Below are 16,841 nucleotides of genomic sequence, written 5' to 3'. Positions count from 1 at the left end.
TGTGACCTGAGTCACTCTGCGCACGTCGAGAGCTGCCGCGATCCGGCCGGTTCGGCGGCGATTTTCCGGACCGATGACCACGAAGGGTCGGAGAACCGGGCGAAGTTCGCCGATCCCGCCGGCGAGGCCCAGCCGCGCCGTGCACGCCGGAAACCGGCCGCGACTCGCCGGGCCAGGCCACACCGGATGAGCGAGCGCGAAGCCAAAGAGTTTTGTACGGTTCCTACAAACGATGCGGTCCCGGGTTCGGCGGTTACGACATGGCGCGGCCGGCCGGACGGCGGAAGGGTGATCACTACCGGGGCTTTTCCTGCCCCGGCGCATACGTGTGGGGTCTGCCGGGGGGTCTTCGGGTGTTCAGCCGTGTTGCCATCGTCAACCGAGGTGAGGCCGCGATGCGGCTCATCCACGCGGTCCGGGAGCTGGCCGCGGAGACCGGGGCCCGGATCGAGACGGTCGCCTTCTTCACCGACGTGGACCGTACCGCCACGTTCGTCCGCGAGGCGGACATCGCCTACGACCTCGGTCCCGCCTCCGCGCGCCCGTACCTCGACCTGAAGGTGCTGGAGCGCGCGCTGGTGGAGTCCGGGGCCGACGCCGCGTGGGTCGGTTGGGGCTTCGTCGCCGAGGACCCGGCCTTCGCCGAGCTGTGCGAGAAGGTCGGGGTCACCTTCGTCGGCCCGAGCGCGGACGCGATGCGCAAGCTCGGCGACAAGATCGGCGCGAAGCTGATCGCCGAGGAGGTCGGCGTGCCGGTCGCGCCGTGGAGCCGCGGCGCGGTCGAGACCCTGGACGCCGCCCTGGCCGCCGCCACCGAGATCGGCTACCCGCTGATGTTGAAGGCGACCGCGGGCGGCGGCGGACGCGGTATCCGCGTGGTCACGAACCCCGCCGAGCTCGCTGACGCCTACGAGCGCACCAGCCAGGAGGCCGCCCGGGCGTTCGGCAGCGGCATCGTGTTCCTGGAGCGCCTGGTCACCGGCGCTCGGCACGTCGAGGTCCAGGTGATCGCCGACGGTCAGGGCACCGCGTGGGCGCTCGGCGTACGCGACTGCTCGGTGCAGCGCCGCAACCAGAAGGTCATCGAGGAGTCCGCCTCACCGGTGCTCAGCCCGGCGCAGGCGGCCGAGCTCAAGTCCTCCGCCGAGCGGCTGGCCGTGGCCGTCGGCTACCGGGGCGCGGCGACCGTGGAGTTCCTCTACCACCCCGGTGACCGACTCTTCGCGTTCCTCGAGGTCAACACCCGGCTGCAGGTGGAGCACCCGATCACCGAGCTGACCACCGGCTTCGACCTGGTCAAGGCGCAGCTGCACGTGGCCTCGGGCGGGCGGCTCGACGGCACGCCGCCGGTGGAGCGCGGGCACGCCGTCGAGGCCCGGCTCAACGCCGAGGACCCGGACCGCGACTTCGCCCCCTCCCCCGGTCGCATCGCCCGGCTGGACCTGCCCGCCGGGCCGGGCATCCGCGTCGACACCGGCGTCAGCGAGGGCGACACCATCCCCGCCGACTTCGACTCGATGATCGCGAAGGTCATCGCGTACGGCCGGGACCGGGACGAGGCGCTGGGCCGGCTGCGCCGGGCCATGGCGAACACCACGGTGATCATCGAGGGCGGCGCGACCAACAAGAGCTTCGTACTCGACCTGCTCGACCAGCCCGAGGTCATCGACGCGAGCGCGGACACCGGCTGGATCGACCGGGTCCGCGGTCAGGGCCGGCTCGTCGCCCACCAGCACTCCGCGGTCGCGCTGGCCGCCGCCGCCATCGAGGCGTACGAGGAGGAGGAGGGCGTCGAGCGGCAGCGGCTGCTGTCGACGGCGGCCGGTGGGCGTCCGCAGGTGCAGCACAAGAGCGGCCGGCCCCTCGACCTCAAGCTGCGCGGTGTCGGCTACCGCGTGCGGGTGGCCCGGATCGGCGCGCACCGGTTCCGCGTCGGTGTCGAAGCCGGTGGTGACGTGCGCACCGCCGACGTCGAGGTCGACCGCTTCGACCGGCACACCGGGCAGATCGCGGTCAACGGCACCCGCTACCGCCTGCTCACCGGCGTGCACGGGCCGATCTTCCTGGTCGAGGTGGACGGCGTCACGCACCGAGTCAGCCGGGACGAGGGCGGTGTCCTCCGCTCCCCCATGCCCGCGCTGGTCGTGGCCACGCCGCTGGAGATCGGCGCCGAGGTCGAGGCGGGCGCGCCGGTGCTGGTGCTGGAAGCCATGAAGATGGAGACGGTGCTGCGGGCGCCGTTCAAGGCGCGGCTCAAGGAGTGCGCCGTCGCGGTGGGCAGCCAGGTGGAGGCCGGCGCCACGCTGCTGCGGCTGGAGCCGGTCGCCGACGGGGCCGCCGAGGTCGCGGAGAGCCCGGCCGCCGCCCCCGTCGAGCTGGACCTGCCCGCCGCGGTCGACCAGGTCCCCGCGGCGGAGCGCGCCGCGCGCGGCCAGGAGGACCTGCGCGGGCTGCTGCTCGGCTTCGACGTGGACCCGCACGACAACCGTCGGGTGCTCGACGACTACCTGACCGCCCGGCAGGCGGCCGCCGACGACGGCCAGCGGCCGCTCGCCGCCGAGGTCGACCTCGTCAACCTCTTCGTCGACCTCGCCGAGCTGACCCGCAACCGGCCGACGGGCGAGGACGGCGGCGCGAGCCACATCCACAGCGCCCGCGAGTACTTCCACACCTACCTGCAGAGCCTCGACGTGGAGCGGGCCGGGCTGCCGAGCGCGTTCCAGGCCAAGCTCGCCAAGGCGCTCGGCCACTACGGGATCACCGAGCTGGAGCGCTCCCCCGAGCTCGAAGCCGCCGTGTTCCGGATCTTCCTCGCCCAGCAACGCGCGTCCGCCGACGCCACCGTCGTCGCGACGCTGCTGCGCACCTGGCTGCGGGAGTCGCCGCCGGACGAGGCGCTGCACGAGCCGGCCGGCCTCGCGCTGGAGCGGCTGATCGCCGCCACGCAGGTCCGCTTCCCGGTCCTCGCCGACCTCGCCCGGGGCGTGGTGTTCGCCTGGTTCGCCCAGCCGCTGCTGCGCCGCAACCGCGCCCGCGTCTACGCCGAGGTCCGCAAGCACCTGCGTCACCTGGACGTGCACCCGCAGGCGCCGGACCGCCGCGAGCGCATCGCCGAGATGGTACGCAGCACCGAGCCGCTGGTCCGGCTGCTCGGTCAGCGGCTCGTCCACGACCACCTCGACAACGCGGTCATGTTGGAGGTCCTGACCCGGCGGTACTACGGCAACAAGGCGCTCACCGCCGTCACCACCCGGGCCGTCGCCGGCTGCACGTTCGTGGTCGCCGAGCGGGCCGAGTCGAGCGTGGTCTCCGCCGCGGTGCGGTTCGACGCGCTGGGTGACGCGCTGCGCGGGCTCGGTGAGCTGGCGAGTGGCGGCGAGGCCATCGACGCCGACATCTACCTCGCCTGGGAGAACCAGCCCGAGGACTTCGACGCGACGGTGGCCGCGCTGCTGGAGGTCATCAACGCGCACCCGCTGCCGCCGCAGGTCAACCGGCTCACCACCACCGTCGCGGGTCGCGGCGGCGCGGTGATGCACCATCACTACACGTTCCGTCCGTCCGACGGCGGGATGGTCGAGGAGCGGCTGATCCGCGGCCTGCACCCGTACATCGCGCAGCGGATGCAGCTCGAGCGGCTGCGCAACTTCGACCTCACCCGGCTGCCCTCCGCCGACGAGGAGGTCTACCTCTTCCAGAGCGTGGCCCGGGAGAACCCGTCCGACCAGCGCCTCGTCGCGTTCGCGCAGGTGCGTGACCTGACCGAGCTGCGTGAGCACGACGGTCGGCTGGTCTCGCTGCCGACCACCGAGGACGCCGTCGCCGCCTGCCTCGACTCGATCCGGCGCGCGCAGTCGCGCCGGCCGTCGAAGGTCCGTTTCAACACCAACCGGATCGTGATCTACGTCTGGCCGCCGAGCGACCTCACCCGCGAGGAGATGGAGATCATCGCCAACCGGGTGCGGCCGACGACCGCGGGCGCCGGGCTGGAGGAGATCCTCTTCATCGCCCGCCAGCGCAACCGTACGACCGGCGAGCTGACCAAGATCGGGGTGCGGATCTCCTTCGACGGCGCCGGCGGGGCCGAGCTGACCGTCGGTGAGCCGCCGGTCGAGGCGATCGAGCCGCTCGACGACTACCGGCTGAAGGTGCTGCGGGCCAGCAGCCGCAACACGGTGTACCCGTACGAGCTGACCCGGCTGCTCGGCGACTTCGTCGAGTACGACCTGGACGACGATCACGCGCTGGTGCCGGTCGACCGGCCCAAGGGGCGCAACAGCGCCGCCATCATCGCCGGTGTGGTCAGCACGCCGACCTCGCGGCACCCCGAGGGCGTCACCCGGGTGGTGCTGCTCGGCGACCCGACGAAGGCGCTGGGCGCGTTGTCGGAGCCGGAGTGCCGTCGCGTGATCGCCGCGCTGGACCTGGCCGAGCGGATGCGGGTGCCCGTGGAGTGGTACGCGCTCTCCGCCGGCGCGCGGATCTCCATGACGTCCGGCACCGAGAACATGGACTGGGTGGCCGCGGCGCTGAAGCGGATCGTCGAGTTCACCCAGGACGGTGGCGAGATCAACATCGTGGTCGCCGGCATCAACGTCGGCGCCCAGCCGTACTGGAACGCCGAGGCGACGATGCTCATGCACACCAAGGGCATCCTGGTGATGACCCCGGACTCGGCGATGGTGCTCACCGGTAAGCAGGCGCTCGACTTCTCCGGCGGGGTGTCCGCGGAGGACAACTTCGGTATCGGCGGCTACGACCGGGTGATGGGCCCGAACGGGCAGGCGCAGTACTGGGCGCCGGACCTGGCCGGGGCGCGTGACGTGCTGATGGCGCACTACGAGCACACGTACGTGGCGCCGGGTGAGGGCGCGCCGCGGCGGGCGGGCAGCACCGACCCGGTGGACCGCGACGTCTCCGACTTCCCGCACGTGGTGGCCGGCAGTGACTTCAGCACGGTCGGCGAGATCTTCTCCGCCACGGCCAACCCGGACCGCAAGAAGCCGTTCGACATCCGGACGGTGATGCGCGCCCTCTCCGACCAGGACCACGCGGTGCTGGAGCGCTGGGCGGGCATGGCCGACGCCGAGACCGCGGTGGTGCAGGACGTACACCTCGGTGGGGTTCCGGTGTGCCTGCTCGGCATCGAGTCCCGGTCGGTGCCGCGGCGTGGCTTCCCGCCCACCGACGGCCCGGACACCTACACCGCCGGCACGTTGTTCCCCCGCTCGTCGAAGAAGGCCGCGCGGGCGATCAACGCGGCCAGCGGCAACCGGCCGCTGGTGGTGCTCGCCAACCTCTCGGGCTTCGACGGCTCGCCCGAGTCGCTGCGCGAGCTGCAGCTGGAGTACGGCGCCGAGATCGGCCGGGCGATCGTGAACTTCCGCGGGCCCATCGTCTTCTGCGTGATCTCGCGGTACCACGGCGGAGCGTTCGTCGTCTTCTCCAAGGCGCTGAACCCCAACATGACCGTGCTGGCGCTGGAGGGCTCGTTCGCCTCGGTGCTCGGCGGGGCTCCGGCCGCCGCGGTGGTCTTCACCGGCGAGGTGGACGCCCGTACCGCGGCGGACCCGCGGGTGCGGGAGCTGGAGGCCCGCGTGGCGGCGGCCGCCGGCACCGACCGCGCCACGTTGACCGCCGAGCTCGGTGAGTTGCGCTCGTCGGTCCGCGCGGAGAAGCTCGGCGAGGTGGCGGCGGAGTTCGACCGGGTGCACAGCGTCCAGCGGGCCGTCGAGGTCGGCTCGGTCGACGCGGTGATCCGCACCGCCGACCTGCGTCCACGCATCATCGAGGCGATCGAGGCGCACCTGCGCCGACCGGTCCAGCGGCCGCGCCAGGCGCCCGACGGACACATCGCGATGACCTGACGGCGAACGGCGGGCCGCTGCGGAACCGGCGCACGGCTCACCGGTTCGGGCGACGCGGGGTGGAGCTCCCTCCCGACCGCGTCGCCCGGCAGCGCCCCCGGCACCGCGCCCACCCGCGGTGGTCACCGGCCCCGCCGCCCCGCCGGTACCCCATTCGGGACACATCGCCCTGATCGCCCCCGGGCTACTGGTGATCGGGGTGATTGGCGCGCGGTGTCCCGGTTTGCGGCCCCGCGCGGCCCCTCGAATGGACCTTCACGCGGATCGGGCCGACACCCCCGGGGCAGAGCCCGGTCGTTGGGCACTGCCCGCTGCCTCTCCCGGCCTCGCAAACCGGACACATCGCGCTCATCGCCCCCTGCGCGTCGAAGATCGACTCGGTTTCCTTGACGTCGGGGTGTCCCGGCCGCGTGAATGGCCGACTTCAAGGAACCCGAGTCGATCACCGGTCGCGGCCGGGGTGATTGACGAACGATGTCCGGTTCATCGGCGGCGCGGGCTGGGGTGCGCCGCCCCCGGCTGGGCGGTTTGGTTCGCTCTCGGGGTGTGACCGGTGGCATCCTCGGGCCAGAATCGTGGCCGGGCCGCCGACGTTGAACACCCCACGACGGCCGTGGTAGCAGCCCACCGGCCCGGCAGGATGAACCGCCCCCGCCCGGCCGGGGATAGCTCACAGCCGACGTCCGCCCTGCCCGGTGGTCGATCGACGCGCGGTAGGCTGCCGGGTGGCGCTGGTTCGTCCGGTCGTGATCCGGCCGTACGTCGTAAGAGGGAATCCGGTGGAAATCCGGGACTGCCCCGCAGCGGTGAGTGGGAACGACCGCCGTCATCGGCACTGGGCTACCTGCCTGGGAAGCGACGGCCAGTAGAAGACCGGTGAGCACCGGTCACGCCCGCGAGTCCGAAGACCTGCCCGCGCTGCGCACACGAGGTGTGTGCGCTGCCGTCGACCTCGCGGGCGGGTCGGGCGGGTGAGGCGCCGCAGCCGTCGGCGCGTCCTCGACGTGCGCTCACCGAGGTCGGTGGTGTGCTTCCCGAGGACGGACGAACCACACTGTGCACGACACCATCACCCTCACCGGCCGGCCGCCGTCGGCGTCCCACCTGACGCTGTCGCAGATCATGGACCAGCACCACACCAATCTGATGGGTACGGTCCACGGTGGCCGGATCCTCAACCTCATCGACTCGGTCGCCGGGGTCGTCGCCGCCCGGCACTCCGACGGGCCGGCGGTCACCGCTGCCATCGACGAGACCGCGTTCCTGCGCGCGGTCCGCGTCGGCGACGTCGTGCACGTCGACGCCCGGATCACCTGGGCCGGACGCAGCTCGATGGAGCTGGCGGTCCGGGTCACCGCGGACCGGTGGGACCGGGCCGTGCCGCCGGTCGACGTGGCGACCGCGCACCTGGTCATGGTCGCCGTGGACGACGCGGGCCAGCCGCGTCGGGTGCCGCCGCTGCTGCCGCACACCGACGAGGACCGGCGTCGCTACCGCGAGGCGGAGATCCGCCGCGAGCACCGGCTGGCGCTGCGGCGCGCCCTGCTCGGTGACGCCGAGGAGGGCTGAGACGTGCTCGGTCTCTCCGCGGCCGCCCTCGCCGGTTACCTCGCCGCGATCGTGGTCCTCATGCTCACCCCCGGCCCGGACATGATGTTCGTCCTCGCCAACGCGGCCCGCTACGGCACGCGTGCGGGGGTGGTGGCGGCGCTCGGTGTCGCCGCCGGTGAGGCGGTGCACGTCACGGCGGTGGTGTGCGGCCTCGCGGCGGCGATCTCCGCCTCGCCGGTGCTCTTCACCGTGATCCGCTGGGCCGGCGCCGCGTACCTGGTCCTGCTCGGGGTGCGGGCGCTGCGCAGCGCCGGCGGACCCGCCATCGCCACCGACGGAGCGGACTCCCGGGCCGGCCGGGCGTTCCTGCGTGGACTGGTGACCAATCTGCTCAATCCGAAGATGATCCTGTTCAGCGTGGCGTTCCTGCCGCAGTTCGTCTCGCCGGCCTCCGGCGACGTCACCGCCCAGCTGGTGCTGCTCGGCGCGCTCTTCGTCGCGCTGCAGCTCACCGTCGACATCGCTCTCGGCGTGGGTGCGGGGCGGCTCGCGGGCCGGCTGGCCGACGGCCGCTGGGCACGGCGGATCAACCGGATCTGCGCGGTCGCCTTCGTCGCCCTCGGGCTCCGCCTGGCGACGAGTTCGTAGGGCGCCCGCCCGGCACCGGGGGCGGTTCCGCACGGCGGAGCCGCGCGGGGGCGGCCGGGCCGTGGGCCGGGCGGCCGGTGCCGTGGCGGGGTGGCCGGCTCACAGGGTGCTGAATCCCGTTCGCCAGGAGGGGTGCTCCGGGACCCAGCCGAGGTGCTTGCGGGCGTAGTGGTTGTTCGCTCCCCGGGCCCAGCCGTTCCGTTCGCCCTCGGTCGGCGCGGGCGCGGGAACCCCGGCGGCCGCGCAGAACGCGGGCACCCAGACGGTGCCGGCGGCGGGCTCGTCGTCGCAGACGTTGACCGTGCTGTTGGGCCACTTCAGGGCTGCCGCCGCGGCGGCGACGGCGTCGTCGACGTGCAGCAGGCTGGCGACGTCGGCGTCCGCGGGGAGCTGACCCGCGGCGGCGAACCGGGCCATCAGGCCGTCGCGGGCGTACCAGGTGTCCGGGCCGTAGAGGGTGCCGTACCGCAGCACGACCCATTCGGGCGCCTCCTGCACTGCGGATTCGAGTGCGGCGACAGCGGCCACGGTGTGCTGCCTTGGCTCGACGGCGTGCAGGTCGAGCGGGGTCTCCTCCGTCGCGGGCTCGGCGCCCGGCTCGTACGCCCAGGTGATGCTCTGGGCCACGATCCGGCGTACCCCGGCGGCGAGCGCCGCGTCGACGAGGTTGCGGGTGCCGACCCGGCGCAGCCGCGCGTTGGCGGCGCGGTCACCGGTGCTCAGGCTGGTGAGCTGGTGCAGCACCGCGTCGGGCCGGACGTCGCGCACGGCGGCGGCCACCGCGTCCCGGTCGAAGACGTCGACGGCGAGCGGTCCGTTGCGGGCCAGGCCGACGACCTCGTGCCCCTGGGCGGTCAGCAGGGGCGCGAGTCGGCGGCCGATGACGCCGGTCGAGCCGGCGAGCAGGATCCGCATGATCAGGCCGCTCCGTCGGTCGGCCGGGGCGCCCTGCGGTCCTTGCGTGCTTCGAGCTCCTCGGGGCTGACCAGCACCAGCATCTCCTTGTCCGGCGCGCAGACCATGACGACCAGGAACTTGGCCTGCTGGTCGGGCAGGTTGTTGGCCGCCTGGTAGTGGATGACGTCACCGCCGGGCTCCCAGAACGCCTCACCGGCTTTGATCACTCGCTCCGGCTCACCCTCGAGTTCGAAGATCATTTCGCCTTCGAGCATGTACCCGAAGACGGGACCGGAGTGCCGGTGCGGCGGCGAGCCGGGGTCGCCCGCCGGCATTTCGATGATCGCCGTCATCACGTGCGAGCCCGGTGGCAGCTCCGGTGGCATGACCGTACCCAGCAGCGTGGCTTCGTTGTTTCCCATCTTCATCTTCTGCATGCATCGAACGTAGCCCGATCCGGACCAGTGAAATGGACCGGTCAGGCAGCATTCTGCTGGACCAGTTGGCCCAGCCGGGTCAGCGCCGTTCGCCAGGCGTGCGCGGGTGGCGCCGCGTACCCGAGGATCAGGGCCGCCGCCTGCCGCTCGTCCGCCGGCTCGTGCCAGTAGCCGCTGCTGTGCAGACCGGTCAGGTGCAGGCCCTGGCCGTGCCCGGCCCGGATCAGCAGCCGCTCCTGCGCGGCCGAGGCCAGCGGCAGCAGCGCGTGCACACCGGCCGCGATCCCCTCCAGCGGGGTGCTGGTCACCTCGGCCAGGCGCTCGGCCAACTCCGCCCGGCGCCGCCGGTAGATCAGGCGCATGCGACGGATGTGCCGGTCGTAGTCGCCGTCCACGAGCAGGCCGGTCATCGCGAGCTGGTCGATCGCGGAGACCGCGGCGCCGGCCTCCAGGATCACCTCCCCCAGGTCACGGCGCAGCGGCTCGGGCACGACGAACCAGCCCAGGCGTACGCCCGGCGCCAGCGACTTGCTGGTGCTGCCGGCGTAGACGATCCGCTCCGGCGCCAGCGCCTGCATCGCGCCCACCGGCCGCTGGTCGTAGCGGAACTCGCCGTCGTAGTCGTCCTCGATCAGGAACGCGTCGTGCCGGCGCGCCCAGGCGATGAAGCGGTAGCGGTGCTGCGGCGCCAGCACCGCTCCGGTCGGATGCTGGTGTGCCGGGGTGAGCAGCGCGGCCTGACCCGCCGCCTCGTCCGGGTCGGCCCCGCCCGCGCCGACGGTGAGCGGGGTGACCGTCAGGCCCGCGGCCCGGAGCACCTTACGGTGCGGGGCCAGACCGGGGTTCTCGGTGGCGATGGCGCGTACACCGCGCCGGTGCAGCGCCCGCGCCAGCAGGGAGAGCCCCTGGGTGAAGCCCGCGGTGACCACCACGGCGTCCGGGTCGCAGCGCACCCCCCGCGTACGCGCGAGATAGTCGGCCAACGCCGCTCGCAGCGGAAGCAGGCCGCGTCGATCCGGGTAGTCCAACGCCTCGCGGGACGCCGACGCCAGCGCCCGACGAACGCTGCCCGCCCAGGCGGTACGCGGGAACGAGCCGAGGTCCGGAATCCCCGGCCGCAGCTCGATGACCGGATCGGAGACCGGCGACGGTCGCGGGCTGCGCAGCGGGTCGGGCGGATCGTGCCGCACGTCCGCGACGCGGGTGCCCGAGCCGGCCGTCGACACCAGCCACCCCTCCGCCACCAGCTGCGCGTACGCCTGCACCACCGTGCCCCGGGCCAGGCCCAGATCGGTGGCGAGGCTACGGCTGCCGGGCAGGCGTGTCCCGGCCCGCAGCCGGCCGGTCCGGATGCTCTCCCGCAGGGCGTTCTCCAGCGAGCGGCCCGGAGATCCCGCACCTCGATCGAACTCCAGGTGCAGGTCGAGTGACTCCGTCACCGTCCAACGATCTCATTCGTGCGGTGGCTGTGGCGGGTTCGGTGACGACTCGCCAGGTTTCGGGGTCGGCGTGTCACGGGGCCTCGACCGGTCATCGTCGGAACTGGGCCAGCTTCTCCGGGTTGAGGACGATCAGCACCCGCTCGATGCCCTCCGGTGAGGCGTCGACGGTGAGCAACGCGACGGCCGTTCCGGCCCGCGACGCGAGGATCGCGGCCTGACCGTTGGCTTCGACGATCTCCAACGACAGGTCGTCTCCGTACTTCCGGACCAGTCCCAAGATGTATCGCGCGACGTTGTCGCGTCCGACGATGGGCGCCGGGGCGGCCCGTACGGCGCCGCCGCCGTCGGCGTGGGAGGTGGCGGTCTCGGCGAGCAGCTCCTCCAGTTGGCCGAGGTCCCCGGAGCGGGCGGCGGCGAGGAAGGCTTGCAGCAGGCGGCCGTGGTCCGTACGGCCGACCGGATCGTGCCGCTCCTGCGCCAGGTGCGTACGGGCGCGCCTGCCGAGCTGCCGCGCGTGCGCCTCGCCGATGCCGAGCACCTCGCCGATGCGGCGGAAGGGGTAGTCGAACGCCTCGCGCAGCACGTAGACCGCGCGCTCGGCCGGGGTGAGCCGCTCCAACAACAGCAGCACGGCGAGTTCGAGCGACTCGTTCCGTTCGGCCAGGAGCGTCGGGTCGGCGGAGGTGTCGACGGGCTCCGGCAGCCAGAGCCCGGGATAGCGCTCCCGCCGGACGCGAGCCGAGGTGGCGGCGTTCAGCGCGAGCCGAGCGGTCGCCGTGACCAGGAAACCGATCGGATCCCGCACCTGGCGGCGATCCGTCTGCTGCCAGCGGAGCCAGGCGTCCTGCACGACGTCCTCCGCCTCGGTGACGCTACCGAGCATCCGGTAGGCGATGCCGAAGAGCCGGGGACGGACCGCGTCGAACACTTCCAGCGCGTCGATCAACGTCTCCTCATGCCCTCGCCCTGCCATCTTCGCCGCCTCATCCCTTCCGTGCCTGAATCGAAACTGCCGAGCGTGATGTCGCTTCCGGTGGCTCCGCGCCCGACGGTGGATACCCCGCACGCGCGGACTACAGCTTCGGCACATCCCGCCAGACGCGGAACCGGCGAGGTGTCGGGCCCGCCGGATCGGTGCGGCCTGCCGGGTCGACGGCAGGGCCGCCCGCGTGGCGCGAGGATGATTCGCGCCTGTCGACGCAGATCCGGACGAGGGTGCCGACGAGCCAGGTGAGCGGCCGGTCGATCCTCTCCTGTTCCTCGTCCGGCATCGTGTACCAGCGGGTGTACGTCTCCTGCACCGCGACCTCGGCCGCGCCGACCGAGTCGAGCAGGCAGTACGCGAGGTTGCTGAGCAGGCGCCGCTCGGCGACGACCGCGCAGAACGTGCTCGGGAGCGCGCCGGACCGGGGTGACCGGCGGGATTCGGGGACCATCAATCCTCCCAGGGTTGTCGCGGGGCCGGGTCGGACCGTCTCAGCGGGCGACCGGCGCGGGCGCCGGAGCGCGCCGCGCCGCCCTGCGGTCGCGCAGCACCGTGAGCAGGATGATCAGCAGGCCGGCGAGCGCCACGGTTCCGTTTCCGACGGTGAGCAGGAGCGCCTCGCCGAGGGTGGCGTTCTCCATGTTCGCGAAGTGGTAGAAGAAGTGCGGCACCCCGAAGGTCGAGTACGCCGCCGCGGCGGGGATGACGTAGTGCGCCTTGGGTTTGACCGCCGCGATGCCCAGCAGCAGCGCGATCGCCAGTGACGCGGCACCGAAGTCGCGCGCGTAGTGCTCGCTGAACGGCGGCGTGAGGTCCACCGTCGGGAAGTACTTGTAGAAGCTCGCTGGCGAGATCGCGTTCCAGGCTCCGACCATGGCGTTGTCGACGAACAGGATCGCCAGGGCGATTCGGATGATGACGGTCATGAGTTGGTGCTCCTTACGCTGGCCCGGCCGACCTCCGAGGTGCCGCCACCGGCGAGCTGTCACCTGTTACGGACCGAGCGGCCCCCCGATTCGTGACAGCCGGCGAACGGCGAGCGCCGGCTGTCACGAATCGAGGGCCCCGCTCGGTCCACTTCCCGAACGGTGGGATCGGCCGCGACGGAGGGAGCAGGCCATGAAGAGGCGCGGCACGGCGGGTGGCATCGGCGGGTCGAGACCCGGCCGGGCTGCCCGCACCCGGCGTACGGTCGGACTGCTCGTCGCGGTCGCGCTCGCCGTGGGTCTCTCGCCGGCGCTCGCACCCACTCCCGTCTTCGCCCACGGCGCGACGCGGTCGATCGCGCCGGCCGACGGCGCGGCGCTGCCGGATGCCCCGCGACAGGTCGTCGTGGTCTTCGCCGCCGAGATCAGCCAGGTCGGCGCCGTCACGATCACGGATCGCGCGGGGAGGGACTGGGCCGGCGGTCGACCGGCGGTCCAGGGTGCGACCCTGACCCAACAGGTGGCGACGGGCATGCCGGACGGCGGGTACCGGATCAGCTGGCGGGCTACCTTCACCGACGGTCATCCGGTCGCCGGCACGTCCGAGTTCACCGTCGGGGCGGAAGCGGCGGCGGCCGTCGCGGCGAATCCGTTCCGGGCTCGGGTCACCTCCGGTGGAGTCGTCGCCCTGCAGGCCGCCGCGGGCGCCGCCGTGCTCGCCCTGCTGCTCGCCATCATCGCGCTCGCACGGGGTGTGTACGCGACCGGCGAGCGCGCGGACTCCACCCGTTAGGGCGATTTGCCGAGGTTCGGCCCTGCCGAGGGCTCCGGACAGATAGGACCGACATGACAGCAGAGCGAGCAGTCCCCCGCCCGCCGTCGCCCCCGGCGGCGACCTGCCGGTGGCGTGACGCGAACGCGGATCGGGAGGTGGCTCGGTGCGTATCGCGGTAGCCGGCGGGACCGGCTGGATCGGACGGCGGGTCGTCGAGGCCGTACGGGCCGGCGGCCACGAACCCGTCGTGATCGCGCGTTCCGCAGGCGTGGACCTGATCCGCGGCACCGGGCTGGCCGAGGCGCTGACCGGGGCGGCGGTCGTGATCGACGTGAGCGACCTGTGGACGATCAGCCGAAAGAGGTCGGAGGAGTTCTTCGGCACCGCGACGGGCAACCTGCTCGCCGCCGGCCGGCGCGCCGGCGTACGGCACCACGTCGTCCTGTCGATCGTCGGCGTGGACCGGGTGGACATCGGCTACTACGTGGGCAAACGCCGGCAGGAGGCGCTCGTGCTGGACGGCGCGGTACCGGGGACGGTGCTGCGCTCGACACAGTTCCACGAGTTCGCCGCGCAGCGGATCGCACCCCGTGGACCGGTCGCGGCGGTGCCCCAGCTGCTCAGCCAGCCGATCGCGGCCCGCGAGGTCGCTCGCTGCCTGGTCGACCTCGCCGTGGCGGAGCCGGCCGGCCTGGTGCCGGACCTCGCCGGCCCCGAGCAGCTGCGGATGCCGGAGATGGCTCGGCGGCTGCTACGTGCCCGGGGAAGTCGTCGCGTCGTCCTGCCGGTCCGCCTCCCGGGAGCGGTCGGCCGGGCCATGGCCGAGGGCGCCCTGCTGCCCACCGGCGCCGGCCCACGCGGCACCCAGACCTTCGACCAGTGGCTGGCGAGCCCGGTGGCGCAGAGCAGGCGGGGCCGGTGAACGCAGGCCGGGATCCCGCCGCGCCGGAGAGCCACACCCGGGGCCGGCGGATCACCGCGTTGATCCGGATCGCACTGGCGATCATCTTCCTCGACGAGCTCGTCGTCGGGCTCTGGAACCAGACCTTCCCCGAGAACTTCTACGACAACTTCCCGACGGTCAGCCTCACGCCGCCGTTCAGCGAGCACTACGCGCGAGACTTCGGCGGCGCCACGCTCGGCATCGCCGTCGTCCTCGGCATCGCGCTCGCCGTACCCCGGTCCGTCTTCACCATCCCGGCGGCCGCGGCCTTCTCCACCTTCGCCGTGCCGCACTTCTTCTTCCACCTGACACACCTCGACCACGCCGGCCTCGGCGAGGCGGTGCTCCTCACGGGGGGCAACGCCGTCGTCGCCCTGCTCGGCCTGCTCGTCATCGTCCTGTCCCTCGTCCGGGACGCGGTGCAGCGACGGCGGCAGCGACCAATCCGGCCGCCGAGCGGAGCCGCCAACGGATAATCGCCTGGTAGCGGCACGTTCCGGAGTTCGGCGAGCAGGACAGCCCGGCGGGACAGGTGATGGGGGACGGGAAGCCAGGCGGGCTGCTCAGGGGGCCCGAGGAGCGGCAGCAGGTGGCGCTCCTGGAGCTCTTCTTCGACCTGGCGTTCGTCTTCGCCCTCACGCAGCTGTCGAAGAACCTGGTCTCGGATCTCACCTGGACGGGGGTCTACCAGACCTTCGTGCTGCTCCTCGCGCTCTGGTGGGTCTGGACCCTCGCCGCGTGGATAACGAACCGGATGGATCCCCGCCGCCCGACGGTTCAGGCGGTGGTGCTCGGGATCATGGTCGGCACGCTCGTGATGGCGGTCGTGCTGACCGACGCCTTCGGCGCGCACGGCGTCATCTTCGCGAGCGTCTCCGCCGCGCTGCACATCGCGGTGATGCTCTTCCTAGCTCTCGCGCTTCCCCACCCGGAGAGGCGCACCGGCCGGCGGCTGCTCGTCTGGTCCACGGGCACGGGCGTTCTCTGGTTCGCCGGCGGTCTCACCGGCGGCACCGCACGGAATGTGCTGTGGGTTCTCGCCGCGGTCATCGACTACGCCGCGTACACCCTCCGGTATCCCACGCCCCGGCTCGGGCGGGTGACCCTGCCCGACTGGCCGCTCTCCGCCGGGCACCTGGCGGAGCGGCACCGCCAGCTCTTCATCATCGCCCTCGGCGAGCTGATCCTCGTCACGGGTGTCACCTTCACCCAGCGGGACTTCACTCCGGACCGAACCGGCGCCTTGGCGGTCTCGGTCCTGACCACCGTGCTCTTCTGGCGGATCTACGTCTTCCGCGCCGGGGAGTTGCTGGACAGCGCCATCGCGGCGGCCGCCGATCCCGTGCAGCTGACCCGTCCGCTGGCGCTCGCGCACCTGATCATGGTGGCCGGCGTCGTCGTCACCGCCGTCGGCGACGAGATGGTCATCACCGACCCGCTCGGCCACAATCACGCAGCTTGGGTCGCGGTGCTGCTCGGCGGGCCCGCGCTCTTCATCGTGGGGCGGGCCCGCCTGGAACAGGCGATCTTCGGCCGGGTCTCGCGGAACCGGCCGATCGCGCTGCTCGCCCTGCTCGCGCTCTCGGTACCGCTGCTGTTCGCGCCGCCGTTGCTGGCCGCCGGCGCCGTCCCCCTGGTCCTCGCCGCGGTGGTCGTCTCCGACGCGCGCAACGCCCGACGGCACCCGACCGAACCGGTCGCGGCACACGGCCGGCCGTAGCGGCTCGGGGCGGTTGCTTGACACGGCCGGTGGGCTCGGGCAGCTTCGGCTGGAAGGCCGGGAACGGCTCGTACCGGACCGGTCGCGCGAAGGGGTGGTGACATGACGCGCTACGCGGTGCTGCTCCGCGGCATCAACCTCGGCAGAGCTCGGCGGGTCGCCATGGCCGACCTGCGCACCCTGCTCACCCAGGAGGGGTACGGCAACGTCGCCACGCTGCTGCAGAGCGGCAACGTGGTGCTGGACGCCGACCGGCCGCCGGACGAGCTGGGACCGCTGATCGAACGGGCGCTCGAGCAGCGGTTCGGAATGCCGGTGGAGGTGTTCCTACGCAGCCGCGACGAGCTGGCCCGGGTGGTGGCGAGGAATCCGCTCGCCGCCGTGGCGAACGACGGATCGAGGTACGTCGTCTCGTTCCTGGCCCGGCCGCCCGACCGGCCGGTCGAGGAGGAGCTGGCCGGCGTCGATCTCGGCGCGGACCGCTACGCCGTCGACGGCACCGAGATGTACATCTGGTGCCCGGGTGGGCAGCGGGACAGCCCGTTGATGAAGGCCCTGTCCAGGATCAAGGGCGGCCCGCCGGCGACCGTGCGCAACTGGAACACGGTGGAGAAGCTCCTCGCCATGATGCGCTGAGCGCGGCACCCCTG

The 16,841-nt window shown here is 72.8% G+C and carries 14 protein-coding genes and 1 riboswitch; of the genes, 8 read left to right on the top strand and 6 right to left on the bottom strand.

What is annotated here, in order from left to right; genetic code table 11:
• Positions 1-353 precede the first annotated feature (353 nt).
• The 3 genes from D7044_RS09945 (at position 354) to D7044_RS09935 (ending at position 8,066) form a co-directional block, all read left to right on the top strand.
• On the top strand, positions 354-5,867 hold the full coding sequence (locus D7044_RS09945; RefSeq protein WP_120688634.1) for an ATP-binding protein: 5,514 nt from the start codon (positions 354-356) through the stop codon (positions 5,865-5,867).
• A 715-nt stretch (positions 5,868-6,582) separates the two neighbouring features.
• Positions 6,583-6,798, top strand: a riboswitch (cobalamin riboswitch).
• 125 nt (positions 6,799-6,923) lie between these two features.
• A complete protein-coding gene (locus D7044_RS09940) occupies positions 6,924-7,436 on the top strand; it encodes an acyl-CoA thioesterase (protein WP_120688633.1) in 513 nt (170 codons plus the stop codon).
• Positions 7,437-7,439: 3 nt separating this feature from the next.
• The gene (locus D7044_RS09935) at positions 7,440-8,066 is read left to right on the top strand and encodes a LysE family translocator (protein WP_120688632.1); all 627 of its coding nucleotides are present in this window, start codon (positions 7,440-7,442) and stop codon (positions 8,064-8,066) included.
• Between the two features lie 99 nt (positions 8,067-8,165).
• On the opposite strand, the gene D7044_RS09930 is transcribed toward D7044_RS09935, so the two are convergent.
• The 6 genes from D7044_RS09930 to D7044_RS09905 form a co-directional block, all read right to left on the bottom strand.
• Positions 8,166-8,981 carry an NAD-dependent epimerase/dehydratase family protein gene (locus D7044_RS09930; protein WP_120688631.1) on the bottom strand — a complete coding sequence of 272 codons (816 nt, stop codon included), beginning with the start codon at positions 8,979-8,981 and terminating at the stop codon, positions 8,166-8,168.
• Between the two features lie 2 nt (positions 8,982-8,983).
• Positions 8,984-9,400: a cupin domain-containing protein gene (locus D7044_RS09925; RefSeq protein WP_120688630.1), complete on the bottom strand. Its 417-nt coding sequence runs from the start codon at positions 9,398-9,400 to the stop codon at positions 8,984-8,986.
• Positions 9,401-9,441: 41 nt separating this feature from the next.
• Entirely contained in the window at positions 9,442-10,839 is a 1,398-nt protein-coding gene (gene pdxR, locus D7044_RS09920; protein WP_120688629.1) for a MocR-like pyridoxine biosynthesis transcription factor PdxR, read from the bottom strand.
• Positions 10,840-10,930: 91 nt separating this feature from the next.
• Positions 10,931-11,815: an RNA polymerase sigma-70 factor gene (locus D7044_RS09915; RefSeq protein WP_120674432.1), complete on the bottom strand. Its 885-nt coding sequence runs from the start codon at positions 11,813-11,815 to the stop codon at positions 10,931-10,933.
• A gap of 100 nt (positions 11,816-11,915) precedes the next feature.
• Positions 11,916-12,278 (bottom strand): sigma factor, encoded by a 363-nt coding sequence (locus D7044_RS09910; RefSeq protein WP_120688628.1) that lies wholly within the window; start codon positions 12,276-12,278, stop codon positions 11,916-11,918.
• A 40-nt stretch (positions 12,279-12,318) separates the two neighbouring features.
• Positions 12,319-12,753 carry a hypothetical protein gene (locus D7044_RS09905; RefSeq protein WP_120688627.1) on the bottom strand — a complete coding sequence of 145 codons (435 nt, stop codon included), beginning with the start codon at positions 12,751-12,753 and terminating at the stop codon, positions 12,319-12,321.
• 193 nt (positions 12,754-12,946) lie between these two features.
• On the opposite strand from D7044_RS09905, the gene D7044_RS09900 reads away from it, so the two are divergent.
• The 5 genes from D7044_RS09900 (at position 12,947) to D7044_RS09880 (ending at position 16,827) form a co-directional block, all read left to right on the top strand.
• Positions 12,947-13,546 carry a copper resistance CopC family protein gene (locus tag D7044_RS09900; protein WP_158609973.1) on the top strand — a complete coding sequence of 200 codons (600 nt, stop codon included), beginning with the start codon at positions 12,947-12,949 and terminating at the stop codon, positions 13,544-13,546.
• A gap of 145 nt (positions 13,547-13,691) precedes the next feature.
• On the top strand, positions 13,692-14,450 hold the full coding sequence (locus D7044_RS09895; RefSeq protein ID WP_120688625.1) for an SDR family oxidoreductase: 759 nt from the start codon (positions 13,692-13,694) through the stop codon (positions 14,448-14,450).
• Positions 14,447-14,947, top strand: coding sequence for a hypothetical protein (locus tag D7044_RS09890; RefSeq protein ID WP_147434623.1), 501 nt, complete (start codon positions 14,447-14,449; stop codon positions 14,945-14,947). The genes D7044_RS09895 and D7044_RS09890 overlap by 4 nt, the downstream gene beginning before the upstream one ends.
• Before the next feature lie 59 nt (positions 14,948-15,006).
• Positions 15,007-16,191, top strand: coding sequence for a low temperature requirement protein A (locus D7044_RS09885; protein ID WP_120688623.1), 1,185 nt, complete (start codon positions 15,007-15,009; stop codon positions 16,189-16,191).
• Between the two features lie 102 nt (positions 16,192-16,293).
• Positions 16,294-16,827: a DUF1697 domain-containing protein gene (locus D7044_RS09880; RefSeq protein ID WP_120688622.1), complete on the top strand. Its 534-nt coding sequence runs from the start codon at positions 16,294-16,296 to the stop codon at positions 16,825-16,827.
• Positions 16,828-16,841 lie beyond the last annotated feature (14 nt).

It is taken from the genome of Micromonospora musae, from assembly GCF_003626635.1.
Lineage (GTDB): Bacteria > Actinomycetota > Actinomycetes > Mycobacteriales > Micromonosporaceae > Micromonospora > Micromonospora musae.
This window is presented reverse-complemented; position numbering and strand designations above follow the sequence as displayed.

Coding starts and splice junctions, on each gene's coding strand:
- D7044_RS09930 (WP_120688631.1), bottom strand. CDS start 8,981: ATGCGGATCCTGCTCGCCGGCTCGACCGGCGTCATCGGCCGCCGACTC.
- D7044_RS09925 (WP_120688630.1), bottom strand. CDS start 9,400: ATGCAGAAGATGAAGATGGGAAACAACGAAGCCACGCTGCTGGGTACG.
- D7044_RS09915 (WP_120674432.1), bottom strand. CDS start 11,815: ATGGCAGGGCGAGGGCATGAGGAGACGTTGATCGACGCGCTGGAAGTG.
- D7044_RS09910 (WP_120688628.1), bottom strand. CDS start 12,278: ATGGTCCCCGAATCCCGCCGGTCACCCCGGTCCGGCGCGCTCCCGAGC.
- D7044_RS09905 (WP_120688627.1), bottom strand. CDS start 12,753: ATGACCGTCATCATCCGAATCGCCCTGGCGATCCTGTTCGTCGACAAC.
- D7044_RS09900 (WP_158609973.1), top strand. CDS start 12,947: ATGAAGAGGCGCGGCACGGCGGGTGGCATCGGCGGGTCGAGACCCGGC.
- D7044_RS09885 (WP_120688623.1), top strand. CDS start 15,007: ATGGGGGACGGGAAGCCAGGCGGGCTGCTCAGGGGGCCCGAGGAGCGG.
- D7044_RS09880 (WP_120688622.1), top strand. CDS start 16,294: ATGACGCGCTACGCGGTGCTGCTCCGCGGCATCAACCTCGGCAGAGCT.